This window comes from Candidatus Methylacidiphilales bacterium (genome assembly GCA_028713655.1).
In the GTDB taxonomy this organism is placed as follows: Bacteria; Verrucomicrobiota; Verrucomicrobiia; order Methylacidiphilales; family JAAUTS01; genus JAQTNW01.
Map to the genome: position 1 here is coordinate 55471 of JAQTNW010000005.1, position 26721 is coordinate 82191.

The 26721-nt window shown below is 54.1% G+C and carries 25 protein-coding genes; 13 read left to right on the forward strand and 12 right to left on the reverse strand.

Annotation, left to right across the window (positions count from 1 at the left end):
- Positions 1–12: 12 nt before the first annotated feature.
- Entirely contained in the window at positions 13–2880 is a 2868-nt protein-coding gene (gene gcvP, locus PHD76_02835) for an aminomethyl-transferring glycine dehydrogenase (protein MDD5260761.1), read from the reverse strand.
- Positions 2881–3049: 169 nt separating this feature from the next.
- Between gcvP and PHD76_02840 the strand changes: the two genes are divergently transcribed.
- Complete coding sequence (locus tag PHD76_02840; GenBank protein ID MDD5260762.1) at positions 3050–5071, forward strand: sulfotransferase; 2022 nt, start codon at positions 3050–3052, stop codon at positions 5069–5071.
- 204 nt (positions 5072–5275) lie between these two features.
- The gene (locus tag PHD76_02845; protein MDD5260763.1) at positions 5276–5563 is read left to right on the forward strand and encodes a transposase; all 288 of its coding nucleotides are present in this window, start codon (positions 5276–5278) and stop codon (positions 5561–5563) included.
- Between the two features lie 116 nt (positions 5564–5679).
- Here the strand turns inward: PHD76_02845 and PHD76_02850 are convergent, their stop codons facing one another.
- The 3 genes from PHD76_02850 to PHD76_02860 all read right to left on the reverse strand — a co-directional run bounded on the left by PHD76_02850 (position 5680) and on the right by PHD76_02860 (position 6990).
- The gene (locus PHD76_02850; GenBank protein MDD5260764.1) at positions 5680–5925 is read right to left on the reverse strand and encodes a zinc ribbon domain-containing protein; all 246 of its coding nucleotides are present in this window, start codon (positions 5923–5925) and stop codon (positions 5680–5682) included.
- Positions 5926–5932: 7 nt separating this feature from the next.
- The gene (locus PHD76_02855) at positions 5933–6478 is read right to left on the reverse strand and encodes a UvrB/UvrC motif-containing protein (GenBank protein MDD5260765.1); all 546 of its coding nucleotides are present in this window, start codon (positions 6476–6478) and stop codon (positions 5933–5935) included.
- Between the two features lie 62 nt (positions 6479–6540).
- Positions 6541–6990 carry a DUF5069 domain-containing protein gene (locus PHD76_02860; protein MDD5260766.1) on the reverse strand — a complete coding sequence of 150 codons (450 nt, stop codon included), beginning with the start codon at positions 6988–6990 and terminating at the stop codon, positions 6541–6543.
- Between the two features lie 346 nt (positions 6991–7336).
- Between PHD76_02860 and rpmG the strand changes: the two genes are divergently transcribed.
- Positions 7337–7501, forward strand: coding sequence for a 50S ribosomal protein L33 (gene rpmG / locus PHD76_02865; GenBank protein MDD5260767.1), 165 nt, complete (start codon positions 7337–7339; stop codon positions 7499–7501).
- 10 nt (positions 7502–7511) lie between these two features.
- On the opposite strand, the gene PHD76_02870 is transcribed toward rpmG, so the two are convergent.
- The 6 genes from PHD76_02870 to PHD76_02895 form a co-directional block, all read right to left on the reverse strand.
- Positions 7512–8180, reverse strand: a complete 669-nt coding sequence (locus PHD76_02870) for an MlaD family protein (GenBank protein MDD5260768.1) — start codon at positions 8178–8180, stop codon at positions 7512–7514.
- A gap of 3 nt (positions 8181–8183) precedes the next feature.
- On the reverse strand, positions 8184–8951 hold the full coding sequence (locus PHD76_02875) for an ATP-binding cassette domain-containing protein (protein MDD5260769.1): 768 nt from the start codon (positions 8949–8951) through the stop codon (positions 8184–8186).
- Positions 8948–9739 carry an ABC transporter permease gene (locus PHD76_02880; protein ID MDD5260770.1) on the reverse strand — a complete coding sequence of 264 codons (792 nt, stop codon included), beginning with the start codon at positions 9737–9739 and terminating at the stop codon, positions 8948–8950. Before PHD76_02880 ends, PHD76_02875 begins: the two co-directional genes overlap by 4 nt.
- Before the next feature lie 71 nt (positions 9740–9810).
- Entirely contained in the window at positions 9811–10089 is a 279-nt protein-coding gene (locus PHD76_02885; protein MDD5260771.1) for a hypothetical protein, read from the reverse strand.
- A 221-nt stretch (positions 10090–10310) separates the two neighbouring features.
- The gene (locus tag PHD76_02890) at positions 10311–10529 is read right to left on the reverse strand and encodes a hypothetical protein (protein MDD5260772.1); all 219 of its coding nucleotides are present in this window, start codon (positions 10527–10529) and stop codon (positions 10311–10313) included.
- A 38-nt stretch (positions 10530–10567) separates the two neighbouring features.
- Positions 10568–10717, reverse strand: a complete 150-nt coding sequence (locus PHD76_02895) for a lmo0937 family membrane protein (GenBank protein MDD5260773.1) — start codon at positions 10715–10717, stop codon at positions 10568–10570.
- Between the two features lie 385 nt (positions 10718–11102).
- Here PHD76_02895 and PHD76_02900 point away from each other — a divergent pair, with 385 nt between their 5' ends.
- Genes PHD76_02900 through PHD76_02925 form a run of 6 tightly spaced genes read left to right on the forward strand, consistent with a single transcriptional unit; the run spans position 11103 to position 16764 of the window.
- The gene (locus tag PHD76_02900) at positions 11103–11534 is read left to right on the forward strand and encodes a hypothetical protein (protein ID MDD5260774.1); all 432 of its coding nucleotides are present in this window, start codon (positions 11103–11105) and stop codon (positions 11532–11534) included.
- A complete protein-coding gene (locus tag PHD76_02905; protein ID MDD5260775.1) occupies positions 11531–12694 on the forward strand; it encodes a sensor histidine kinase in 1164 nt (387 codons plus the stop codon). The genes PHD76_02900 and PHD76_02905 overlap by 4 nt, the downstream gene beginning before the upstream one ends.
- On the forward strand, positions 12691–14478 hold the full coding sequence (kaiC, locus tag PHD76_02910) for a circadian clock protein KaiC (protein ID MDD5260776.1): 1788 nt from the start codon (positions 12691–12693) through the stop codon (positions 14476–14478). The genes PHD76_02905 and kaiC overlap by 4 nt, the downstream gene beginning before the upstream one ends.
- Positions 14478–14870, forward strand: coding sequence for a circadian clock KaiB family protein (locus tag PHD76_02915; GenBank protein ID MDD5260777.1), 393 nt, complete (start codon positions 14478–14480; stop codon positions 14868–14870). The genes kaiC and PHD76_02915 overlap by 1 nt, the downstream gene beginning before the upstream one ends.
- On the forward strand, positions 14867–16090 hold the full coding sequence (locus tag PHD76_02920; GenBank protein ID MDD5260778.1) for an ATP-binding protein: 1224 nt from the start codon (positions 14867–14869) through the stop codon (positions 16088–16090). The genes PHD76_02915 and PHD76_02920 overlap by 4 nt, the downstream gene beginning before the upstream one ends.
- Entirely contained in the window at positions 16087–16764 is a 678-nt protein-coding gene (locus tag PHD76_02925) for a response regulator transcription factor (GenBank protein MDD5260779.1), read from the forward strand. The genes PHD76_02920 and PHD76_02925 overlap by 4 nt, the downstream gene beginning before the upstream one ends.
- Positions 16765–17325: 561 nt before the next feature.
- Here PHD76_02925 and PHD76_02930 read toward each other — a convergent pair.
- Entirely contained in the window at positions 17326–17604 is a 279-nt protein-coding gene (locus PHD76_02930; GenBank protein ID MDD5260780.1) for a hypothetical protein, read from the reverse strand.
- Positions 17605–17686: 82 nt separating this feature from the next.
- Positions 17687–18559 (reverse strand): peptidoglycan-binding protein, encoded by an 873-nt coding sequence (locus PHD76_02935; GenBank protein MDD5260781.1) that lies wholly within the window; start codon positions 18557–18559, stop codon positions 17687–17689.
- Positions 18560–18765: 206 nt separating this feature from the next.
- On the opposite strand from PHD76_02935, the gene PHD76_02940 reads away from it, so the two are divergent.
- From PHD76_02940 to PHD76_02955, 4 genes are all read left to right on the forward strand, one after another.
- On the forward strand, positions 18766–20916 hold the full coding sequence (locus tag PHD76_02940; GenBank protein ID MDD5260782.1) for a hypothetical protein: 2151 nt from the start codon (positions 18766–18768) through the stop codon (positions 20914–20916).
- A 107-nt stretch (positions 20917–21023) separates the two neighbouring features.
- Positions 21024–24755: a penicillin-binding transpeptidase domain-containing protein gene (locus PHD76_02945; protein ID MDD5260783.1), complete on the forward strand. Its 3732-nt coding sequence runs from the start codon at positions 21024–21026 to the stop codon at positions 24753–24755.
- Between the two features lie 5 nt (positions 24756–24760).
- Positions 24761–25882, forward strand: coding sequence for a cache domain-containing protein (locus tag PHD76_02950; GenBank protein ID MDD5260784.1), 1122 nt, complete (start codon positions 24761–24763; stop codon positions 25880–25882).
- Positions 25883–25933: 51 nt separating this feature from the next.
- On the forward strand, positions 25934–26497 hold the full coding sequence (locus PHD76_02955) for a hypothetical protein (GenBank protein ID MDD5260785.1): 564 nt from the start codon (positions 25934–25936) through the stop codon (positions 26495–26497).
- Positions 26498–26721 lie beyond the last annotated feature (224 nt).

Here is a 26721-nt window from a genome sequence, read left to right on the forward strand (position 1 = left end):
TGGCGCAAAAAATTAATTCATAGCGCAGGTACAAAACAAATTCCGGTCGCCATAGACGTTATCGACCCGTGAAACCGGCGGCCAATATTTGTTTTCCTTGAGCCAGGTCACGGGATAAACCGCCAGCTCGCGCGAATACGGACGGTCCCAGGCGTCCGACAGCACATCAGCCGCGGGATGCGGCGCGCGTTTCAGCGGATTGTTGACCCGGTCCAGCTTACCCTCTTCAATTTGCGAAATCTCCTTCCGGATCGAAATCAGGGCATCGCAAAAACGATCCAGCTCCCCCTTCGACTCGCTTTCGGTCGGCTCAACCATCAACGTTCCGGGAATCGGCCACGACATCGTCGGCGCGTGAAACCCGTAATCCATCAAGCGTTTCGCCACATCCTCGACTTCCACACCCGAAGCCACCTTCAGCGGACGGAGATCCAGAATGCATTCGTGCGCCACATAACCGGCCTTGCCCTTGTAGAGAACCGGATAATAAGGCTCCAATCGCTTGGCAATGTAATTGGCATTCAAAATCGCCATGGAACTTGCCCGTGCGAGGCCCTGCCCGCCCATCAACGCGATATACACCCATGAAATGGGAAGGATGCAACCGCTGCCCCAGTTCGTGGCAGAAACCGCACCCGCTGAATCAGCAGCGGCGGGATCGCCCGGTAAAAACGGTTTCAGGTGCGCTGCCACACAAATCGGGCCCATCCCCGGACCGCCGCCGCCGTGCGGGATGCAAAACGTTTTGTGGAGGTTCAAGTGGCAAACATCGGCCCCGATGCTGCCGGGACTGCAAAGCCCCACCTGCGCGTTCATGTTGGCGCCGTCCATATAGACCTGCCCGCCGTTGTCATGCACGATGCGGCAAATCTCGCGGATGGATTCCTCAAAAACGCCATGTGTGGAAGGATAAGTGACCATCAATGCGGCAAGATCGTCGCGCATGGCCTCGGCTTTCGACTTCAAATCGCCCAAGTCAATTTCACCCTGCGCATTACACGCCACAACAACAACTTGATAGCCCGCCATCACGGCGCTGGCAAAATTGGTCCCGTGGGCCGACTGCGGAATCAGGCAAACATGGCGTTTCCCCTGCCCGATGGATTCATGATAAGCCTTGATGGCCAGCAACCCGGCATATTCACCCTGGGAACCGGCATTGGGCTGGAGCGAAACCGCTTCAAAGCCTGTCAACTTTGCCAGCCAAGCCTCCAAATCCAAAATGAGTTGTTTGTAGCCGGCTGTCTGGTCCACTGGCGCCAAGGGATGTATATTGGCAAACTCCGGCCAGGTAACCGGGTACATTTCGGCCGCCGCATTCAATTTCATTGTGCAGGAGCCCAGCGGAATCATCGAATATGTGAGGGAAATGTCCTTGTTTTCAAGCTTCTTCATGTAGCGGAGCATCTCGCTTTCGGAGTGATGGCGATGAAAAACATCGTGCGGCAAAATCGCTTTGCTCCGTTGGGTCTCCAAAATCGAATCTTCAAGTTCAGCGGCCACTTCCGCGGCTTTCGGCAACGCCTTGCCCGATTCATTGAAAATGCCCAGAAGCAAATCAACCTCGTCGGGCGTGGACGCCTCATCCAGGGCGATCCCGATGCAGCCGTCATCATGGACGCGCAAGTTAATCTGCTGCGACAGGGCTTTTTTCAGGAGAGTCTTTTGCTCTGCTGGCGTTGTTTTTAATGTCAGGGTATCGAAGAACAGCCCATCTTCGAGCTTGTAGCCCAACTGTTTGAGCCCCGCAACCAGCACGCGCGCCAGCCGGTGGACATGCCCGGCTATTTTCCGCAAGCCGTCCGGACCGTGATAAACCGCGTACATCGAGGCGACCACAGCCGGCAATACCTGCGCCGTGCAAATATTGCTGGTGGCCTTCTCATGGCGGATGTGTTGTTCGCGTGTCTGAAGTGATAGTCGCATCGCCTTCCGCCCTGCGCTGTCCTGTGAAACTCCAATCAGGCGTCCGGGCATCTGCCGCTTGAATTCGTCGCGCGTGGCAAAAAACGCCGCATGCGGCCCGCCGAATCCCAGCGGCATGCCGAATCGCTGTGTGCTGCCAACCGCCACATCCGCCCCCAGTTCGCCGGGCGGCTTGAGCAGCGTCAAAGCGAGGATGTCAGCCGCCAGGACGACAAAAGCCCCCGCTTCCTTCGCGCTCTTGATAAACTTTTCGTCAACGGAAACAAGGCCGCGAGTGTTCGGATATTGCAATAAAACACCGAAGACATCGCTGCCCACCGTAATGTCGGCGGTACAGCCGACTGCGACCTTCAGCCCCAGCGCGTGGGCGCGGGTTTTCAGCACGGCAAGGGTTTGAGGATGGCAACCCAGCGAGGCGAAAAAAGTGCCGCGTCCCTCCGCCTTGCCTTTGATCGCGTAGGCCATGGTCATGGCTTCGGCTGCTGCTGTCGCTTCGTCCAGCAATGAAGCATTGGCGATATCCAGGCCCGTTAACTCGCAGATCAACGTCTGAAAATTCAGGAGCGCTTCAAGGCGGCCCTGTGAAATTTCGGGTTGATACGGGGTATAGGCGGTGTACCAGCCGGGATTTTCGAGTATGTTACGCTGGATGACCGGCGGCACAAGGGCGGCTTGGTAACCCTGGCCGATCAGGGAACGGAATACCTTGTTTTTGCCCGCCAAACTTTTCAGGCGCGCGAGCACCCGGGCCTCCGATTGTCCGGTCATTTCGGCGAGAGGGGGGGCAATGCGGATGCTTTTCGGAACAACCTTTGAGATGAAGGATTCCAGGTCCGGCTCGCCGATCTCGGTGAGCATCTCCCCTATTTCCCCGGGATTGGGGCCTATGTGGCGGGAATGAAATTCGTCGGGATGGTTCAGAGCCGTTTTCAATGGAGTGTGGGTGGTATGCATGTGGAAATAAATTCAGACATAACGGCATAGACCCCCGCAGGAAGAAATTCAAAGAAAATTGTTTTAACCGCGCTGCGAGGATTTAACGCAAAACGCCAATATCAGGGCTGCGTCATGGGATTTTATTTGCGTTTGAGGCCGTTTTGTAGATCGTCTAAAATTCGTTTAGATGCGCATCCTGTTCACAAACATTTCCTTTGGCGTCAGATCGGGCACCGAGCTGTTTATTGCGGATCTTGCCCGGCAACTGGCTTCACGGGGCCATACTTGCGCACTTTACAGCACACTCTTCGGACCGGCTATCAAAGGCTCCCTTCATGGCATCCTGCCCCTGTTCGATGATCTCCGCAAATTACCCTGGCAGCCTGACATCATCCACGGGCAACATAGCCTCGAAACACTCGCTGCAATCGGGTTCTTTCCGGGTGTCCCCGCAATTTACGTCTGTCATGACTCCACAATATGGTTCGACTCACCGCCTCCACCTCCGCTTGTCCAGGCCCATGTCACAGTGGACTGGCACACTCGCAAACGGGTGATGAGGGAAACAGACCTGGCTGAAAAGGACATTGCGATCATCAACAACACAGTCGACACCTCCGTCTTCATTCCCCCATCCGCCCCTCGGCCGGAGCGTCCCGCACGCGCACTCGTGTTCCACAGCCATTCACCTGATGGTTGGAACTATATTGAAATCATTCGGGAGGTGTGCAATCGGCTCGGAATCCCGCTCGATGTGGTAGGGCACCAATCGGGACAATCCTCCGAAACTCCTCAGGATCTTTTGCCTCGCTATGATCTCGTGTTTGCCAAAGCACGCTGCGCCATCGAGGCCATGGCCTGCGGCTGTGGTGTGATTCTTGCCGGAGCGGAAGGCTTCGGCCCCCTGGTGACTTCCACGTTGTTCGATGAACTGCGTAAATACAATTTCGGCCACAGCCTGCTCCAACACCGTACGGGATGGTTGGAGGAACAGATTGCGCGCTTTGATGCCGGCGAGGTTGCAACCGTTTGCCAGATAACCCGCGAGCGCTGCAATACCACTGTCGCCGCGGAACAATTTGAGCGCCTTTACAGCTCCCTGATTGGCCGACCCTTTTCCAGGGAAATTTCCAGCCAGGCTTTTCTTTCCTATGCCAACGGCCTGTTCCTTCACCTCAAGAAACCCAACCTCTACCAACACAGCGGTTTTGGGTTGAACGATCACTTGAAGGAATCCCCCGGAACCCCTCCGGAAGAACCTGTCAAGGCCGCCTCCGGTGGAGGACGGCTCGCCAAGGGCCTGGCGGATTTTTCTGCGCGCGTCCACATCAGCGCCATGAGAAGATCGATTTATCCCGCGCCCCTTCCCGTCATCGGCGGGGTGCCCCGCTCGGGAACCACCCTGCTGCGCCTCATGCTGGATGCGCATCCGGATCTTGCCATTCCGCCAGAAACCAACTGGCTGGTCCACTTTTCCCAGGATACGGAGAATCGCCAGTGTGATGCCAGACAGTTTGTTCATTTGCTAAAGAACCATCCCGCCATCCGCTCGAATTGGCCGGATCTGCATTTTGAGGAAAATGATCTTCTGGACTTTCTGCCCCGGCGCGGCTCCTTTTCCATTGCCGACGGGATTCGCCTGGCCCTCCTTGCCTATGCCCGGCGGCATGGCAAAAAGATCTTTGGGGAAAAATCACCCAGCAACACCTATTGTTTTTCCGCCATCCAATCCCTGCTGCCTGAAGCTCGCTTCATACACATCGTCCGCGATGGCCGCGCAGTATGTGCTTCATGGAGACACACATGGTTTGCTCCACCGGGCGGCCTGATCGGCTGCATGATGGCCTGGCAAAACTGGGTGATTCGCGGCAGGGAGGAAGGCAAAAAGTGCCGGCACTACCTTGAAATTCGTTTTGAGGATCTTGTCACGGATCCGGAGGGAACGCTGAAAACGGTTTGCGCGTTTCTCGATCTGGCATGGGACGCCCGCATGCTGGAATATCATGTGTCGGCCGCCCAGCGTTTGACGGAACACGAAGCGCATTATGACAGTGAAGGCCGCATCCTGGCCACCCGAAATCAGCGGTTTGCAAACCACAGTTCCGCCATTCGCCCTCCGGAACCTGAAAAACTCGACGAATGGAAAACCTTGCTGTCAGAAGACGAACAAAAGATTGTGAATGAACTGATGGGTGCCATGCCCGGGTGATGTCCCAGGCTTTTTATCCTGTAAATCCTGTCAAAAAAACTTGCCTTTTCTGCTCTCCGAATCCCCATGCCCCCAATCCCAAAGGGATTGTGATCTTTCAGCCCAGGGTTGGCCGCCTTTGGCGGACTACCCTGGGAAGGTTCACGAATCTCTATCAACTCTGAAAGAGTTGAATCGAATCCAAAAATCATCCATTCTCAAGCCATGCCACAATCTCTCGCCAAAATCTTGGTTCATGCTGTATTTTCCACAAAAAACCGTCTTCCCCTTCTGCACGACCGTGCCTTGCGCGAGGAATTGCATCGTTACCTCGGCGGCATTCTGAGCAACCTGGATTGCCAGCCCATCATCGCGGGCGGCACGGAAGACCATGTTCATTTTCTGTGCGCACTGTCAAGAACCTGCGAGGCGGCAACGATGATCAAGGAAACAAAACGCGGCTCAACCCTGTGGCTGAATGCTTTCAATCCCTTCGGGATTGAGTTGTGTTAAACATCAAAAACAACCATGTAGAATGGCAAGCATCCAATCCCGGTCCGGAACATCACTTGTGCAAGAGCCTCTCGACATGGAGTATTCACATTAATAATAACAAATTATTTATGAACCTACAGCTTCTCGTACACACCCTTGTCGCGCTTTTGATAGACTTTAAAGCCGGCCTTTTTCGCATCCGAGACGGAGAGCGGCTTGGTGAGTTTGGGCGTATGAACAGCCCCGATCAATTTCCGGACCGGCTTGCGGCAAAGGGGGCATTCCTTGAGCTCGGGCCGGGTCAGCGGACGGCGCAAATCGAAGCAACCGCCGCACACCTTGCACTCGCCGGAAACCAGTTCATAGGTGTAAATCGGCATGCCGGTTTCAACCCTCCCGCTCGATCTCCTTGAGCTGGTCGCGAAGCACGGCCGCTTCCTCAAAACGTTCCGAGGAAACGGCGGTGTCCAGCATTTGCTCCAACTGCTTTTTGCGCAGGCCCTTCATGGAAGCGGGGATCTTCCCCAGATGCTGGACGCCTTTCTGGCAGTCGTTCAGCACTTCAGTAAGCATTTCCATGAAAACCGGATAACATTCCGGACAACCCAGCCGCCCGGTTTTGCGCAGGTCTTCGCTGGTGAAACCGCAGGCAGCGCAACGCAGGCTGGGTTCAACTCCACCCTGCGGAGACATCATCAGGGATTTGGCGGAAATTTCCGGCTGTTCCGGCGGCTCAATGCTTTGCGCGGGATCGGGCATGCCCTTGGCTTTCGCCAGTTTCGATACGGCATCCCAAATGTCAAAATCGATGAGGTTCTGGTCCTTGATCTGCGGAATGCACTTTTCGCAAACATGAACCTCGATCACCTTGCCATTGACGATTTTTGTCAAATGACAGGTGGCCTCGCTTCCAGGGCAAAAGGAACATTCCATGCCTCATTCTTAACATCCCCGCCCGGAAAATGCAAACGAGGATAGCCTTGTGCGTTCGCAATTCAGGCTTTCCACCAATCGGGCTGCGGAGGCCGGCCCTCATCCACCTCGATAAAATCAAAGAAGGTCAGGATTTCACCCTTGCGCTTCGACAATCCGGCCTCGTTGAGGCGAAATTCCAGCCGCTCGGACGCTTCGTCCCTGCACCCTCTCTTGGCCATGAAATGATTCCAAATTTCAATTTCCTCGGCGCCTGGGTGCCGTCCCCTGGAAAAACACCACTGAAGAATCTCGTCGTCACTTCCCCCCTGGAGTACCCTCTTTTTCAAATCTTCATACGATATCTTCAAAAATGATAGGCAGCGCCCGTCGAAGCCGATGCCCAGATTTTCAATAAAGTCCTGGCCGAGCTTGCCATTGGCATGAAGGCGGATTTTGTCCAGCATTCGGGCAAAATAAACAATGCCTTTGGTTTTGACATAAGGGCTGACGGGATAGGGAGTCTGGGTCATGCGTTAGAACTTGGCTTAAAACTGCCGCCGGGCAACACGATTTTTTACAGGAAGGACGCAAAGCATGCTTAAAACTAAAAGCTTGAACAGGTTTAGCCGTGAAAAAGCGTCCGGCAAAGAGGGACCCGTCCGGCGTGCGAACAAGATACGCAAAAATTGATATGCAGGAACTTATAGAAGTAACACATTGACATGAAATAAGTCAGAAGTTTGGAAATTGTGTTTTAAAAGCTGCGCCTGACGCACTTGGGCTCTTGGCATGTCGCTTTGCGTTAAAATGTGCCCCTGAGGGTGTCTAAAACCCCTCTTGACTTGAGCGGAGGATATCCGCATTTTATCACCCCTTATGAGAGACAAGATTACCTTGGAATGTACGGAAGCCAAAGCCGAAGGCAAACCGGTTTCGCGCTATATTACCACCCGCAACAAAAAGCTGCAGACCGAGCGCCTGGAAGTGAAGAAATACAATCCCAACCTTCGCCGCCATACCCTGCACAAAGAGATCAAGTAAGGGGTTCGGGTTATTTCTTCTTCGCGGCTGGGGTTTTCTCATCGCCCGGGTAGGACTTGGTGCTGGGCCAGATAAGCCGCCACGGTTCCCTCTTGAGAGTATCGGTCAATTGCTCGCTATTGCTGATCACCTGTGGAATCTTGGAATTATTCAGCGTCTCCAAAAACATTTTCGCATTTTTGAGGGCTATGGCCAGATCGGACTCCGGCCCGGTAAGACGTTTCATATTATTGGCCACGGCTTCAGACAGATCCGGTACGCGTTCCCCGACAAACTCAGCGTGGTTCTCCGCCAAACCGGTGCTTGCATCTCCGTGAATAAAGTCGATCACCTCCTGTCCCATGAGGCCCTGCTGGGTTAAATGCACCGTCACATTGTGATAAATCTGTGCTTTCCTTTCCACCTGCACGTCAATGGAAACTTCGTAATCGGCATGTCCGTCAGGCCGCTTTTCCAGCGGCACTGGCGAGGTAAGGAGCGTGACTTTGCCGATCTCCCGCCCCGCCAGAAGCACGGGCGCGCCGGGACGGATGCCGTTGGCGTTGTCATAATAAATCCGATAGGTATTGAGCGGCGTGATGACGCCGGGCATTCCAATTACGACCAGAATGGTGATCAAAATGCCGAAAGTCACCAACACCAGGATGCCCGTGCTGATTTCATTTTTGTGAATTTGCATAAGTTATTCCCCGGTTTTTTCGTGGTTTGAATAGGACGAAAGAAATTTGCTGACGATGGGATTGTCCGAATGCCGGAACTCATCCGGCGCCCCTTCCAGAATTATTTTTCCCTCATGCAGGAATGCCATCCGCGTGGCCACGGCAAATGCGCTGTCCATTTCGTGGGTCACGACAATGGCCGTGGCTTTCTGCTTGTCGCGCAACTGGATGATAAGATCATTGATCAGCTTGCTGTTGATCGGATCAAGGCCCGCCGAGGGCTCGTCGAAAAGAATCAACTCGGGCTCCAGAGCCAGCGCGCGCGCCAGGCCCACCCGTTTCTCCATGCCGCCGCTGAGCTCGGAGGGAAGCTTGTCAACGGCGTCCTTAAGCCCCACCAGTTCCAGCTTCTGATTGACGATGGAATCAATCTCTTTTTCGTTTTTGTCCGAAAGTTCCTGCAGTGGCAGGGCAATATTTTCGCGCACATTCATCGAGCTGATCAAAGCCGCATTTTGATAGACCATGCCGATATGCGTCCGGGCCTCGTTCAATTTCGGGCGCGAAAGTTTTGTCAGATCCTCTTCCTTGAAAAAGATTTCCCCTGCATCCGGTTTAAGCAGGCCCATCAAGAGGCTGAGCAATGTGCTTTTGCCGCCGCCGCTGAGGCCCATGATGACCAGGACTTCCTGCGGTTGCATTGAGAAATCGACACAGTCCAGAATCATCTTATCCGCGAATTTTAATTTCACGCCGCGCATCTCGACCAATTTTTTAAGTTCCGCGCTCATGGGAAAAAGGTGACGATGAAAATGTTGCAAAACGAATCGCAGGCAATCACGGCGCTGATTGCGATGACCACACTGGAAGTCGTTGCGATGCCCACCCCGACCGCGCCGCCACGGACCGACAGGCCCTTGTAACAGGCGACCAGTCCAATGATGGCGCCAAAGAGAAAACTTTTCACGATTCCGGCCATCACGTCTTTCACCAGCAGGTTTGTCATCACCTGATCGTAAAAATAACCATAGCTGATTTGCAGCGTGAGGCTCGAAATGAATGCCGCGCCGAGAATGCCGGAAACGATGGAAATAACAGTCAGGCAGGGTGTCAGGAGAAAGATCGAGAGGATCCTCGGCGTGATCAGATAACGAAGCGCGCCTATGCCCATGCCTTCTATGGCATCCACCTCACCTCCCGCAGTCATGGCTCCCAGCTCGGCGGTGTATGCGGCGCCGATTCTCGAGGAAAGCACAATGCCCGTGAAAAGCGGGCCCATCTCGCGCGTAAAGGAAACAGAGACCACAGCCGGAACCAGAGTGACGATGCCGAAAATCCGGAGCTGATAGCCTGTCAACAAGGCCATGGTGAGGCCGACAAACAATGAAAGAAGAACAACCATCGGGACCGACCCCACGCCCACGCGGTTGCATTGGTAGAAAAAATGCTCCAGGCGAAAAGGCGTCCGGCGCGCGGCGACACGTTCCATGATTTCAGAAACGGTTTCCCTTCCCATCCACACCAAGCTGCCAAGCTCCTGCAGCAGGGAAATGGCGAATGCGCCCAGTCTTGAAATCAAATGTCCTATTCCTCGCCCATGGCGCCGGACACAAGGGTCTATTTCCTCATGCCGGCACATGAACGATCTATTTAATCAATGTTGATCCAGAAGCGAAAGCCGTTGTTGTTATGGTTCCAATATCCGCGATGGTGGTTGCGATATTCGTAACGATGATAATTGCCGTACCAGTCACGGTATCCGTCCCGATCGTAATGTTTGCTCCTGGCCTGATAGGTTCTATAACCATTATAGCCATCACGATCATAATCACGCGCCGATGCCTGACTGGTTCCTCCGAATATAAAAACCGAAAGAAGGACAGTTACCGCCAACCACATCCCGGAGTGCTTCCGGGAAATTAGACTCATTATATTTTTCATAGTTTTGAAGGTAGTGGATTTCATGAAACATTGTAATGGGGTATTCACCCCAGTTCGTCTGACAAGATGCTGGAAATTGTTTGGACTGCGGCGGCACGACGACGCTTTTTTATTACGGGCGACATGCCGCCCGTTTCCAAAGCTCAGACATGTCTGCGCATCCCAAAATCTCACGCGCGCCCCTCACCGATAAAGGGGCCCGACACCGCTTACGCGGTACGCTTCGGATTCACGAGCAGCAGGATGACCCCGCCGATGAGCGCGAACGCTCCGACAGCCGGCGGGATAAAGTGGCTCTCTGTTGTTTCAACGTGGATTCCGATGAAGTCAACAGGCTTTCCAGGGGTGGTATAGCTGATGCCCGAGTAAGCGAGGACCACGCAGCCCGCAGCGATCAGAATAACTGCAACAATGGTTTTTGTGTTCATATTTAATTTTCCGGTTTGATTTTTCAGTTAACGGCTTCCTAAACCGATCTGCGGCCCGAGATCAGGTTGACCAATATCATGATGACGGCAATCACCAGCAGGACATGAATGAACGAACCGATTGTGTAGCCGCTGATCATGCCAAGGAGCCATAAAACGATTAATATTACTGCAATGGTATAAAGCATAAATTTTCTCCTTCAGTTTGTTTTCGATTCTTGCGTTATGAATTCTTGATACGAGTACAGAGTATGCCGTACTCCGGCCTCCCGCTATGGGGTGTAACCCTACCGGGTATTTGAGAGTTGCTGGTTTCATGTTTTATATTTCATATGCGGGTTTGGATTCTGGGTTTATGAACTCGAAGCATTAAGATGAGCCATGTGCCAGCCTTTTACTATAAGGTGTTCACCCCATAGTAAAATAAGGAGAATTACCCGATCTTTGCATTGGGTTGGCGGCTCGCCATTAAGGGATTAAACCATGACGGCAGCCAACTGAAGCGTGTTACATAACATGAAACAAAAACCAATGGGATCGTCGCCGCGATATGTCACAGCTTTGCAAAAACACGTGAAGCAAGGCAAAATCGATTTCGACCGGTTGAACGCAACGCTGAGCCGGCGCACGCATGAGCTGGCCACCGCCAATACCCAATTGCAGCGCTCAATCACCCGGTGCAAGAAGGTGGAAGCCACCCTCAAGAATAGCGAGGAACACTATATCAGGCTGTTGAAGGATTCCCTGCATCTGCAGGAAGGTTTCCGCCAGCTCACTCGCCGGGTGCTGGCTGCACAGGAGGGTGAACGCCATAAGGTCGGCAGCGAACTTCAGGATGAGATCGTCCAGACTTTGCTGGGCATCAATGTCCGGCTGCTTGGATTGAAACGCGAGTCAAGGCTCAACACCAGGGATCTCAAGAATGAAATCGCCTGTACGCAGCGGCTTGTGGTAAAATCAACCAAGTCCGTACGGTGTGCCGCCCGTAAATTCAGCAACTCATGAAACAAAAAATTTCAAGACGTTACCAATGGGCATTGCTGGCCTATCTCAAACAATGCACCCGTGCGCGCCTGCTCTTGGCGCGCGGCATGGGCCGGCAGGCGTTGAAGGCGGGCATGCAGACGTTGGACCTCGCCAAGCTCCATGAACACATTTTACTGACCCGGGTGTTGCCGGATCGTCCGGCCGCCAAACGCGCCGCGCTCATCAAGCTTGCGGGCACTTTCTTTACCGAGGCGATCACCCCGATCGAGAAAATCAATCGCGATACGCATGCGGCTGCCGTACATCTGAATCAAATCGTTGAGATACTGAGCCAGCGCACCGTCGAGCTGGCCGCCTCGAACCTGGAATTGAAACAGGAGATCGCCCACCGCAAAACAGCGGAGAAGGCTCTCAAAAAGAGCGAGCGGCATTACTCGGAATTGCTGGAACACTCGGATCGCTTGCAGCAACAGTTGCGCGGATTGTCCCGCCAGATACTGGCGGCGCAGGAAGAGGAACGGAAACGGATCAGCCGGGAATTGCATGATGTCATCGCCCAGACCCTGACAGGAATCAACGTCCGGCTCTCGGCGCTAAAAAAGGAAGCCTCGCTCAACACCAAGGGCCTCGACCGCAACATCGCCCACACGCAACGTCTGGTGGAAAAATCGGTGGATATCGTACATCGCTTTGCCCGCGAATTGCGCCCGGCTGTGCTGGACGACCTGGGGCTGATTCCCGCCCTGCACTCGTTTGTAAAAATATTTTCCGAGCGGACACACCTCCGCGTTCATTTGAAGATCTTTGCAGGAATTGAACAATTGGACATCAACAAGCGAACGATGCTTTATCGAGTCGCCCTCGAGTCGCTTAACAACGTCTCCCGCCACGCAAAAGCCGGCCATGTGGAGGTGAATATTCAAAAACTTCGAGGCATCGCCCGCATGGAAATCAAGGATGATGGCAGATCCTTCCATGTGGAACGCGTCATGCGATCCAGGGGAAACAAGCGATTGGGCCTGCTCGGCATGCGCGAGAGGGTCGAAATGTTTGGCGGCACTTTTTGTGTTGAATCCGCATCCGGCCAGGGCACCACCATCCGGGTGGAAATTCCATTTGCGCACGTCAGGAGAAACAAGTTGAAAAAATCCGGCAACATCACACTCAAATGTCCATGAAAAAACACCCCCCCAACATTCTTCCAATGAAAAATAACGGCCACAACACCATCGTTACCGGAACTCCTTTGCCCAAATGCCTCACCGGCATTCAAGGCCTTGACGAAATTACAGGCGGCGGATTGCCACGCGGGCGGCCCTCACTGGTCTGCGGCGGCGCAGGCTGCGGCAAAACACTGTTGTCCGCGGAATTCCTCGTGCGTGGCGCGGTCCAATTCAAGGAACCGGGAGTGTTCATGGCCTTTGAAGAGACAGAAGAGGAATTGACGGCCAATGTTGCCTCGCTCGGATTTGATCTGCCGGGCTTGGTGCGGCGCAAAAAAATTGTAATTGATTACGTCCATGTCGAGCGCAGTGAAATCCATGAGAGTGGCGAATACGACCTGGAAGGATTGTTCCTCCGGCTCGGACACGCGATTGATTCCATCGGCGCGAAGCGCGTGGTGCTGGACACGCTGGAAGTCCTGTTTGCCAGCCTGCCCAATGAAGCCATTCTGCGCTCAGAATTGCGCCGCCTTTTCCGCTGGCTCAAGGACAAGGGTGTGACCGCAGTCATCACGGCCGAACGCGGACGCGAGCAATTGACGCGCCACGGATTGGAAGAATATGTGTCCGACTGCGTCATCCTGCTCGACCATCGGGTCTATGACCAGATTGCCACCCGCCATCTGCGCGTGGTGAAATATCGCGGCGCACTGCACGGCACCAATGAATTTCCATTTCTCATTGGCGACACGGGCATCAGCGTGCTTCCCATCACGTCATTGGGGCTGAATCACAAGATATCAAGCGAGCGGATTGCCACCGGCATCCCCCGGCTCGATGCGATGCTGGGCGGACGGGGATTTTTTCGCGGCAGCAGCATTCTGCTCACGGGCACGCCAGGCACGGGCAAGACCATCGTTGCCGCCAACTTTGCCCAGGCCGCCTGCCGGCGCGGGGAGCGTGTGCTCTTCTTTTCGTTCGAGGAATCACCCAACCAGATCATCCGCAACATGCACTCCATCGGGTTGCGTCTGGATCCGCTGGTCAAGCGCGATCTGCTGCGCTTTCACTCGGCGCGGCCCTCGCTCTACGGCCTGGAAATGCACCTGGCCACGATGTTCAAGGAGATCGCCTCATTTCAGCCCCACGTCGTCATCGTGGATCCCATTACAAGCCTGATGGACGCGGGCACCGACTCCGAAAGCAAGGGAATGGTGACCCGGCTGATTGATTATTTGAAGGCCGGACAGGTCACCTCGCTCTTCACCAGTCTGACCCAGGGCGGCCACGCGCTGCAGCAAAGTGAAATGGCCATGTCCTCGCTCATGGACTCCTGGCTGTTGTTGCAGGACTTTGAGGGCAATGGCGAGCGCAATCGCGTTCTTTACGTGCTCAAGGCGCGCGGCATGGCGCATTCAAACCAAATCCGCGAGTTCCTGATTTCGGACCGGGGCATTGACGTCGTGGACGCGTATATTGGCGCCAGCGGTGTCTTGACCGGCTCGGCGCGCGCGGCGCAAAATTCGCTCGAAAAGGCCGCCGTATTGGCCGGCCAGCAGGAAGCCGCCCGCCGCAAACGCGAGTTGGAACGCAAACGCGAGGCAATTGAACGGCAAATCAGCGGGTTGCGCTCCGATTACGAAAGCGAAACCATGGAACTGCGGCGCATTGACGAACAGGTCGGAACCAGCACGCTCATGTTAACCACTGAGCGGGCAGCCTCAGGCATCTTGCGCCAGGCGGATATCAAGGTGGCGGCCAACACGCGCGGCAAACACAGGCCGGGGAAAATCAATTGATGAAACCAAACAAAAACAGCTCCAGCCGCCTGCCCTCCATAATAACACGGCGGAAGCTGAATGCGGCCAAGGCTTCATCAAAATTTACATCCAAGCGGCTCAGGAACAATTTCGTCCTTCTCCTGTTCGTGGCGGGAGCCACGGATCGCTCGCATAAAGCTGTACTGCGCGTCCTTGAGTTGTGCGACACGACCCTGAAAGGATGCGCGAAACTGGAAGTCATAGACATCTTTCAGCAGCCCGATCTGGCGCGCGAGTACCAGATCATCGCAACTCCGACGCTCATCATCCAGTTACCCCTGCCGGTGCGCCGGTTTATTGGCAACCTGACGAATATCACCAATCTGGTCAGCCAATTGGATTTGGGAGAAAAAGGTAGAATCAGCGCATGAAAACAAGACGAGGCCAGTCCGACTCCCGCCTCGAGCCCTCAAGCGAGCTCGTGCAACTCCGCGCCCGCATGGTCGAAGCCGAGGAAACCATCCGCGCCATCCGCAGCGGCGAAGTGGATGTCGTGGTGGTCACTCGCAAGCAGGGTTTGCAAATGTTCACGTTGGAAGGCGCCGAGCACACCTACCGCGTACTCATCGAATCCATGAACGAGGGCGCACTGACACTGACGGCTGACAAGACGATTCTCTATGCCAACCGGTGCTTTGCCCGAATGGTCAAATGCCCGTTGGAGCAGGTAACAGGCGGTTCCTTTCGCCGTTTTCTCTCCGTCGAAGACCGGACAAGGCTCCGGGCGCTCATGAAAAGGGGCGATAAATCCGACGCTAAAATCCAGGTGCTGCTGATTGCCGGTGATGGTTCGCAAATACCGGTGCAAATCTCAATACGTCCGCAGGCAAAGCAGGGTGTCAATCGCGCATGCATCGGCATGGTGGTGACGGACATGACTGAGGCCCGGCGTACGGAGGAACTGTTGCGGGCTTTGACGCATCGTGTGGTGCAAGCCCAGGAAGCCGAGCGCGGGGGCCTGGCCGTTGAATTGCACGACAACATCACCCAGCTTCTCTGTGCCATACTTTTTCGCAGCCAGGCGCTGGCAAACAACCTTTCCATGGTTAAGGGACCATCCAGAAATGAGGCGATAAAGCTCCGCAAGATGCTCGGTCAGGCGGCCGAGGAAGTCGAGCGCATCTCGCGCAATCTGCGGCCCGGTGTATTGGAAGAACTGGGCCTGGTCCCCGTCCTGCAAGCAACCAGCGCCGAGTTTGAGGATCGGACGGGCATCCCAGTCAAGCTGGCCTGCATCGGGTTGGCTGCGCGTCTGCCTGCCGGCACCGAGTTGGCGCTCTACCGCATTTTCCAGGAAGCCTTGAAAAATGTGGAGCAGCATGCCCATGCCCGTCATATAGCTGTAAACCTTAAACAGCAAGGTGCTATGATTGAGTTGTCAATTCATGATGACGGAATCGGCTTTAACACGGAGGATCACAGCGCCAGAAGAAAAGCAAAAGGCGGCCTTGGGCTGCTCGGCATGCGCGAGCGTGCCGCCTATGTGGGTGGCACCTTGAGCATCAAATCCATTCCCCGCTCGGGAACAAAAATCGAGGCGCTCATACCATTGCCACCCAAATCAACGGCGGCCAAACGAAAACAAAAATGAAAAAAATTACCATTCTGCTGGCGGAAGACCACATGATCGTCCGCGAAGGATTTCGAAAGATGCTTGAGCTGGAGGCCGATATTGAAGTGGTCGGAGAAGCACAAGACGGGCGTCAGGCGATCACGCTGGCAAAAAAACTTTCTCCCGATGTGGTTTTGATGGACATTGCGATGCCTCAACTCAACGGCCTGGAAGCCACCCGGCAGGTCCTCAAAGCCGTTCCCGCCACCAAGGTGATCATTCTCTCCGCGCACAGCGATGACGCGTATGTCATAAACGCAACCGAGTCCGGCGCCGTTGGATTTCTGCTGAAACAAACCTCCGCTCATGATGTGTGCCGGGCGATCCGGGAAGTTAAAAAGGGGAAAACATTTTTCAGCGCATCGGTTTCCAAGCGTCTGGATCGGTTGAAGGCGCAATCCCTGAGCCACACGGGGACACCCAACAAGAAAATTGCCCAGTTGACTTCGCGCGAGCTGGAAGTGCTGCAATTGATTGCCGAAGGCAAGGCCAACAAGCAAACCGCCTCTGAGCTGGGCATCGGCATCAAAACCGTCGAAAAGCACCGTGAACATCTCATGGAAAAACTCGACATTCATGACACCGCCGGACTCACCCGTTACGCCATCAGCGCGGGCATCATCGAAAACAGCGTCCAATTGACCATCGTTTAGAGCGCTTTCATTTAGATGTGGCATCGGACTTTTCAGAGATGCGACTCTTTCGTAGCTTGCGCGTCACGCGTGAGGTCGCGTTCCATTATTCTCTGACTGGATTGCCGCGTCGCCCGGCTTCGCCGTTCTTCTCGCAATGACGCTGTCGCGCGGATTCGTCATCGCGAGAATCCAAACCTTTTAAACAGGTGTTTTGAGCGGGAATGAACGTGGGTTCGTGAGAGAAGCACCAAAGGTGCGGCCCATACCAGCCTGGGGCAACGCCCCAGGAATACGAATAGTATAAAATCTCAAGCACTGAAGGTGCGCTCTAACGTATGTCGAGCTCTGGATCGCTCCTTCAGAGCTCGATACATTTTTATACGTCCACACCTGGGGCTTCGCCCCAGGCTGGTATAGGGCGGACCTTTGGCCCTTATGAAAAGCTACGAAACCTCCAACATTCTATCTTTCAACATCTTGTCACATCTGTTCATTAGGAGGCCCATCTGGAACACTCGCGACGCATGTCGGAGTTGGGCCGTGGCGATCCAGCATTTTGATTCCGGATTTCCTCCGCGCTCACCGCTTCTGCGGAGGAGCGGGTTTTTCAATATTTTCCTTCACGGCGGCCACCATCGCATCCATTCCGTCCTTGATCTCGCCGACCTGCGGATGCACTTCCTTGATGAGGTCGTGTTCGATCTTGGACAACTTTTCGATGCGTTTGCCCTGGGCGCGAAGCTGGTCCAACAAGGCATTCTGTTTTGTGGATATCAAATGCATCCACCAAAAACAAACAACCCAGCAAAGGGTCCCGATCAAAGTGAGCAGGAAAGCAAGGTCGATTTTAACCATCATTCATCAATCCTTTCCCTCATTGCAGCAGAGTAAAACATAAGGCTGGATGCGCTTCAACGCATCCAGCCTGTTCGTTATGGTTTTATTCCAACTGCAGGGATTCAAGCAACGGATCGTTGATGCGTCCGGTGATTCTCAAATCGTGATCGTTCTGATAATCCGCAATCGCGTTGCGGGTGCCCGGGCCGATATCTCCGTCGATGGGGCCATGATAATATCCCAGATCGGACAGACTCAGCTGAACATTACCCACGGTCGAATCTCCGACTCCAAAGTAAGGCGAGAAACCGCCGTCGATAATCAACCAGCCGCCTTGATACCAACGATAGTCATGATTGTTCCAACGATGCTCTCCACTCCTGCTCCAATCGGAATGCGTATTTGCGGAAAACCAGAGGCCTCCGAAATTATTGCTCCTATTGAAGGTACGCTGGTTGTGGGAGGCTTGAACCTGATTCTGGCTCCTGCTGCTTTCGTGACGGGTGCTCGCAACCTGGGTTTGATCGAAGTTCTTGTTGCTAGTCTGTCGGCTGGCCACAACCTGGGCTTGATCCTGGCGCCTGGTGTTTGCCTGTTGGCTGCTCGAAGCCTGGGTTTGATTTGCCTGGCTGCGTTCGCGGCGTTTGCCTTGCTGCGTGTCCTGGGACGCTACAGGCAGGGCATTGGATTTCTGCACCTGTGCGGTTTCACGGTTGGCATGATTCCGCCCGCCGCCGGCATTATTCGCTTTGGCTTGATTGTGAGTGTTTGTTACTCGGGACGGAGCTGCGGCCTGTTTTTGATTTTGTGGCTGCGCTGCCTTTTCTTCGTGCTTCTGGCCTCCGCCTCCGTTTTTGCCCTGGTTATTATCCTGTTGATTGTCATCGGACTTGTTGTCCTTGGCCAATGCCGACAGCGGCAGAAGGATCGCAAGACCAGCAATCAGGGTAAGACATGATTTATAATTTGATTTCATATTTGTTAAACTTTCTATGGGTTATTGATGTCAAGGTAGGCTGGAACGCGTGTGGATGAAATGGGGTCTAACCCGCTGGGGAGAACACCCCATAGGCGTTCCAGGCCCGGCGTCTTATCCTGGGTTCCGAGGAAAGCTTGTCTGCCGTTGAAAGCGGAAGGGTTTCTTTCCATTTTTCACTCCCTCATTGCAAATAAAATTTAGATATGAAAATCCGGGCATTTGTAAAACACGCTCTTGGGGGGATCATTCTCATTCCCCTGGCCTGTTTTTGGATGACGCCTTGTTGGGGAGAAACGCTTCCTGTTCTGGCCAAATCGTTCCGATCCACCGATCAAAAAATCCCGTTGATCCTCTATCAATCCGCAAACGGAAAGATGGCGCTCGAATGGGTCAAGCTCAGGTGGGAGAACCTGGCGGATTCGGCCAACGGCAACAGCGCCCTTCAATTCCAGTTTGATCTCCAGGGCGAGAACGCCTCATTTGATTCATTTCGCTCGCAATTATGGGTCTCCGCACTCGCGAGCGCGATTGCCTGGCAGCAGCCCTGGCTTGGAGCGAAGTGGACGGTGACTGAAGTTCCCCAGGGCGAAGTTTCCGGGAATGGAGCGGCGCTGGGAATTGCGCTGATGGCAACCGCATCCGACAGTGTGTATCCGCAAAATACAGTGGTTCTGGGCAGGCTAAATCCGGATGGTTCCTTTGGATCGGTCCGCCATCTGGCCTCCCGGGTGGAAGCGGCCGCAGCGGCAGGAATAAAACGGGTTGTCATTCCCAACCTGCAGCGTTTTGAAACCACAGAACAGGGGGAAGCCGTCAATATCCCCGCTTTGGCTGAAAAATTGGGGCTGGAATGCGTTTTGGTCGATGATTTGAACGAAGCGACGGAAGTTCTTCTGCATAAAAAATTACCGGTGGCATCCTCCCTGCAATACTCACCGCGCTATCCAGAGAAGCTTTTTGGAATGCTTGACGCCAAAGTACGCATTGAATTGGATCAATTGAATGGCCAGAGCAAGACATGGCCACGCTCCAACTCGCAACTCAGCGCGCTTCCGCTCCCCGAACAAATTTTATGGAGCAAGGTTTTTCAGAACTACGACATGGGAATCGATGCTTATCATGCGGGACAACTCTATGCGGCCCGAGATCTGATGAGGCAGGCGCATGCTTATACGAGGGCCGTATCTGAAATAAAAGGCGGCGGAAATAAATTTGACTATGCCACGTTTGACCTCAGGGCAAATGCGGTCCGGGAAAAAATGGTGGACCGACTTAGCAAACCTTTAATCGACAAGAATGAGCTTCAAAGCGCCCTTGTGCTTGCGGAGGAAAATGATTGGATTTACAGGTTAAATGCCAGTGTCCAGGGCGCCCAGATCATTGCCCGGCAGGCTTTTGCCTCCCGTTCCGATGCAACTCCGCGGCAGCAAGCGCTCGCCCAAACCCTCCTGGTCTGCGCGGTTAAAGTCGGCGAGTACCAAATGGAGGACAAAAGCTTTTATTCCGAATGTTACCAATTGATCGCGGCCAAAGGGGAGGTTCCCGTTTACAATCGCGCATCGATTTTACTGCCCCAGCTCCTGCCCGCCAAGCTGGGAACAGCCGAACTTTTCATCCTGGGATTGGAATCTCACGCCACTCAGCTCGGCGAAAGCCTGCTGTTTGACGCCCGACTTTCCAGTTTTGTCCGTGTATTAAAGGATTCCAAAACAACGTGGGAACAGCAACAGCAGGCCGCCGCACACCAGAAAAGAAAGGATCAACCCTCGCTTGTCAAAGTGGGATTCACCCCGGGGGACGGGTATGACACACCAAAGGCCCCGGTGCCGCCCCTGCCGGTTAGCAGCCTGAGTGATGCAGCGCGCTGCCTGAGCTGGGTCAATGAATATTGTGAGATTGCCATGCTGGATCAAAAATATCTGCATCTGGGCGGTTCCTTTGATGCAAATACCTTCGAATGGAAGGTGGCAGACCGGGTCGCGCTTGAAAACATGCTTCAATTTGCCGATCTGGGAGCGAGGCGTGGAATTAGTTTTGCGGAAAGCGCGGGACTCGACACTTCCATCCTGGTTTTGATTTATGAGGCGGGTTCCAATCTCCGCGCATCCGAGGATAACAACCTCCGCCTGGAAGGGCTGCGGCAATATTGGCGCTGCGCCCTGCTGGGAAGCATGTGCGGGCAGCTCAGCTTTGCTTCCCGCGCAACCGTGTTCGCCCCTGATCCGGCGCCAATTCTTGTATCGTCCCCTCTCCCGGTTGCAGTCACGGCCAGCATCTCCGCGGCGGCGGCCTCTATCCCGCCCGCATTGATCAAGCCCGCCCCCCCTAACCCACCCACACCGGCACAACAATGAATGCTTTTTGGCGCCAGCACAAATTTTGGTATTATACGGGTGCCCTATTTATTTTAGGGACTGTCCTGCTTGCAGTGGGTTCCTACTTTTTTATAAAACCCTATTTTTTGCGGGCAAAAGCATACGATCTGAAGCATCTCGACGACTTCAATGTAACGAGTGTTTTTTACGATCGGTCGGGAGAGGAAATCGGGCGTCTGTTTGTGGAAGACAGGACTTTATTAAAACACGACGATATCCCCGATCGGATGCGCCAGGCAACACTGGCTGTGGAAGATAAACGTTTTTATTCCCACAAGGGAATAGACCGCAGGGGCATCTTTCGCGCGCTTTGCGTCGATCTAAAAACGGGAAAGCAAACGGAGGGGGCGAGCACAATCACCCAGCAACTTGCCAAACACCTGATCGGCAATTTTGAAAAAACAATGGATCGCAAGCTGGTCGAGGCATTTCTCGCCGCTCGCATCGAGCATCATTTTACAAAGGCTGAAATTTTAGACCACTATTTGAACCGGATTTATTTTGGAAAAGGCGATTTTGGCCTGGCTGCCGCCGCTCAGGGCTATTTCGGCAAGAAGGCAAAGGATTTGACCGTATCTGAATGCGCCTTGCTGGCGGGCATTATCAAAGCGCCCAATTCGTCTTCCCCGAGAAACAATGCCGAAGCGGCGCTCAAACGGCGCGATCATGTGATAGCACTCATGGCAGCGCAAAAGATGCTCAGCAGCGAGGAAGCCACGGCGGCCTTGCAGGAACCTTTGAAACTTATTCCGGAGCAGCCCTTGCGAGTGCAGAGCTATTTCATGGCCCTGGCCATCAGGGAACTTCGTGAAGTATTGAAACTGGAGGAGGGTGAGGAAATTCCCCAGGGACTCTCGGTGCAAACCACCCTGGATGCCCGCATGCAGCGCGCCTCCGAATTGCAGACGGCCGCCAAACTCAAGGATTTTACCCAAAAAGCCGCACCCCTGAAACTGGAGGACAATGCCGAGCCAAGTGAACTGCAGGCCGCGGCCCTGGTACTTGATCTTAACAGCGGTGCGGTGCGGGTTTTGATTGGAGGACGCGACTACGAGAAAAGTCCGTTTGACCGGGCCCGCATGGCGCGGCGTGAAAATGGGGCGCTGCTTCAACCCTTTCTCTATTCCCTGGCATTCGAGCGGTTGAATCTGCACCCGGCTTCCATGATCAACGCTTCATTTCTGGATGATGCCGGAAAACTGGAGGAAGTCGGGCTTGGAGATCCAAAGCGGGATTTGGGCAGGCGGTTCCTAATGATTCAGGATGCTCTTGCGCTGTCAAACAAGGCCTGTGCAACACGGGTGGGTCTGCAGTTGGGGACTAGTGTATTGGCAGATTGGCTCGCTTCCGCAGAGGTGGCAAAGCCCGGCCAAAACGAAATGAAAACGTCCCCGGATTTCGAGCCGTTGACCCTCTATGAAATAACCTCCCTTTATCAAATGCTTGGAAACGGCGGACTGCTGGTGGCGCCTTATTCCATTGAAAGCGTAAGCAACGATCGCGGTGAAATTCTTTATCATGCCGGGAAGAATCCTGGCAAACCGCTTTTAGAGCCGCTGGTGGCGCGCCAAATGACACTCTGTTTGCAATCCGTCACAAGGGATGGAACAGCAAGCATGCTGAGTCAGGACTACAGCCTGCCCTCTCCCGTTGTGGGCATGACGGGCTACTCGGAAGGTTACAGGGATGCGTGGTTTGTCGGGTACACGCCCAGTTTGGTTGGCGGAGTTTGGGTCGGCTTTGACAAATCCATTCCGATCGGATCCAAGTCCCTGGCAAGCAAAACCGCATTGCCCATTTGGGGGAACATGATGCAGAAAATTTTGGGAAATGACCCGCAAGGCGTTTCATTTCCCGTCCCGGAAAGCCTGAGCAAAGTCGAGGTGGATCGGCGCAGCGGAGTCATCAAGGGGTTGGGTTTTTTAACAGTGGGATCCGGAAATCTTTTTGTTTACCTGCGCCAGGACCAGTTAAACCAGGCCAAAATCAGCAATGCTGCAACACAAGTAGAACAGCCGAAGGATTGGTCGGATTGGCTCAGCACCATGTTCGCCAATCCCACTGGAGAAACTCCATCTACGGTGCCCCTCGAAGAAACATCAGACGGGTTGGCGCCTGAAATCCCCCTGGTTGCCGAATACCGGATGCCGGCATTGCGAGGGGATATTCTTACGGCTGACGGGGAAGTCCTGGCCACGATGACCCAATCGCAAAATCTGGTGCTGGGCTGGCCTGCGCTTGAAGTTGCAAATGGCGAGGATGAGGCGGTTGCCTGGATTGGGAAACGGTTGATCCTGGCTCACGATTGGTTGAAAGAGGACTTCGATATCACGGATGCGGATTTACACTCCCTCCATCGATTCCGGAGATTCCATCCCATTCTCGTGGCGGAAAATCTGAGCCCGGCTCAAATCGACGCATTCCCGATGACATCCCTGCAAAGCGAAGGATTTTCCCTGCAGGGCGTACCGCGACGGATTTATCCACACGGCAATTCCCTGGCCCACAGTCTGGGCTATTTGCAGAGAAAGCAGGGAATTAATCGAAAACACTATCAAGCCGGAGAAGTTATTTACGACGATTACCTGGGAGCCGCCGGATTGGAAGAGCGCTTTGACAAGGAACTGCGCGGGCAGGAAGGACACCTGACAATTGCCACAACACCGGAAGGATTTGCCAGGGCTGCGGTTGTCGATTCCGGGGCGACCGCCGGAGCGCAACTTCGCACCACGATAGATTCCCAAATTCAACATGCGGCCGAACGGGCTTTTGAGGGCACGCGGACGGGCGCGGCAGTCGTCATGAATATTCAGAACGGCGACATTCTCGGGATGGTTTCGAACCCCACGTTTGACCCCAACAGTTTTATTCCAAAACTTTCCACGGACAAATGGCAGGCCATGATCCAGGCCGCAAAAAATCCCTTGTTAGACCGGGTTTATCGGGAGCAGAACCCGCCCGGATCCAGTTTCAAGGTGGCCACCACTTTGGCCGCCATCCGGGCGGGTGTTTTTGATCCCAATCGCCTGATCCAGTGTCCGGGCTATTTCGATGTCGGCGGCATGCGCTACGAATTGCCTCATGAAAAGGGAGCCCCCATAACCTTCCGCGCCGGGATAGCCCACTCCTATAACACCTATTTCTTTGATTTGGGTGAGCGCACGGGACGCGATCCGCTCATCGCCATGGCCCAGGAATTGGGGTTTGGCCAATCGACCGGATTCATCCTGCCCGGAGAGCTGCCCGGGCTGATACCCACTCCCGAGTTCGTGCGTGTCACTCATAAACGCACCATGGGTGGCGGAGATGTCGCAAACATGTCGATCGGACAGGGCGATGTTCTGGTGACACCCCTGCAGATGGCCAATTTGATGTGTGTCGTGGCGAATGGAGGTACGCTGTACCGGCCACGCCTGGTGAAACAACTCGAGGATTCCTCAGGAAAGACAACCCAATCCTTCCCGAATGAAATCATCCGTAAAATCCCCTTCTCGTCCACGGAAAACAAAATCCTGATAGATGGATTGGTGGCCGTGACGGAAGAAGGAACCGGCGGGCCCTCAAAAGTGCCCGGGATCAAGGTCGCCGCCAAAACGGGCACCGCCCAGGTGGGATCAAAAACACAACCGCGGCAGATCGCCTGGATGATTGGCTTCCTGCCTGCGGGCGAACCCAGGTATGCCTTTGCGGTAATGATTGAGGGGGATTTGGATCAAGACCTGCATGGAGGCGCGGACGCCGGACTTATCGCAGGAAAATTATTTACAGAGATTTTTGCCAAACCCTCGTCGCCTTCAGCCTTAACAACACAGGAATAAAAACTATGAAAATCTACAATCGGGTCGCTTTATATACGGGGCTGCTTGTCGCAATAATGAGCGCATGCGTGATCGCAGCGGCTTACCACGAAATCTCGCGTACATTTTATGATCATATCCAGCAGCAACAGGAAATCAGCATGCGGGTGGCGCAGGAACAATTGGAGCGTCTGGGAAAACCTCTTCACATTGCGGACGGGAAACTCATGGCGGGAAACAGGGTCTTGAACGGAGATCAAGTTGTTGTGGATCGCGTCACTTCCCTGGTGGGAGGCATCGCGACCATCTTTCAAGGTGACACGCGCATTGCCACCAACATCCGACTGCCGGACGGTTCGCGTGCAGTTGGCACAAAACTGACGGGCCCGGCCCGGGAAGCCATATTTGACAGGGGCGAAAATTTTCGCGGTGAGGCGAATACCCTGGGGGAACCCTATTTGACCAACTATACCCTGCTTCGGGATGAACAGGGAACACTGGTCGGCATGCTTCAGGTAGGCGTGCTCAAAAAGGCGTACTCCGGCGCGCTAAATACAATTTTAGTCCGCAGCTTTATCATCGCGTTCATAGGGATGCTTCTAATTGGATTTTTAGTCCACGAAGCGCTGAGCAAACTGGTTCGCGAGTTGCAGACGGTGGCAGAGGGCAGAAAGGTTCTCTTGCGGTCAACTTTTAGCGGTGTATTTGGCGTCGATGTGGCCGGACGATGCTCCTTTATTAATCATGTAGGAGCCAAATTTCTGGGAGGCGCGCAGGAAGATTTCATCGGCAAGGAAATCCACTCGCTCATCCACCATAATGCATGGGACGGATTGCAAATTGATGCTTCCCATTGCCCGCTTTGCCAGGTGTTTCAGTCCGGGAACACCTATCACAACGAGGATGACGTCCTGTGGAGATTGGATAAAACCTCATTTTCGGCCGAAATACAGTCGTTTCCCTTGATAAAGGAAAATAAAATTTCAGGGGCGATTGTCGCCTTCAGCGATATTACAGATCGCAAGCAGATTGCCAGGGATATCGAGGCGAAAAACGAGGAACAAAGAGCCCGGAAACTAAGGTTAAGGTTGCAACCGTTTCGGGCAGTTGCGGCAACGGCGCTCCGCCGGGTGATTCCATCCGCCTGAAGGGTTGCGCCTCCGCGTCTTTCATCCCAACCCAGGATCAAATAGAAAAATATGAAAAGATTGTTATTCCATGCTGTAATCCTGCCGACGCTGATACTATCCACAGGACTTGCCGCCAACGCCCCCCACAGGCTGATCCTCGAACACGCCAAATATGACACATCGCATTCCGATAATCACACACCCAAAAAGCTGATTAAAGAGGCGCAATCTGACGAATATCACACAATCACCATGCGGGTGCGAATCACCGTCTATTGGTCCGTGGGGTCCGGGAGCGACCACTGGTCCCGGATGAAAATGAGTTCACTCTGTATTCCATTGGTGGAAGGATTACATTGTGCCGTCGATCCGGACATCATTCCGTATGGATCCCAGGTCTCCTTTCCTGAAATTTCAGAGATTCGAACGCTGTCCGCCGTGGACACCGGAGGGGGCGTAGTGTCAAAAACAGCTTCAAACGGCAAAGTTCCCGTTATTGACATTTACTTCGTGAAAAAATCCGACGCCCTGGAATTTTCAGAAAAACATGCCGCCTATACCAGCGCCACTATTCGAATCCCGCGCAAACCAAAAACCATCGCCCAACTCAGGCAATTCTATGCCGCCGATTGAATGTTATAAGAAAATCATTTTGCGCCTGGGGCGATATGGAGCGCGGTGGCAACCACCTTCGCCAAGGCTTCGGCGGTCATGAGCCGGAGGCGTCCGGCAGTTGCCGGACTTTGAATTTTTAGCCAAATACAACTCCTGTTAATTCTCGCTCTCCCCTTCATTCCATAATCCCTGCGCACGCCGCGGGTGGGGAGAACACCCCATAGCAACGAAACGGTTCCCGG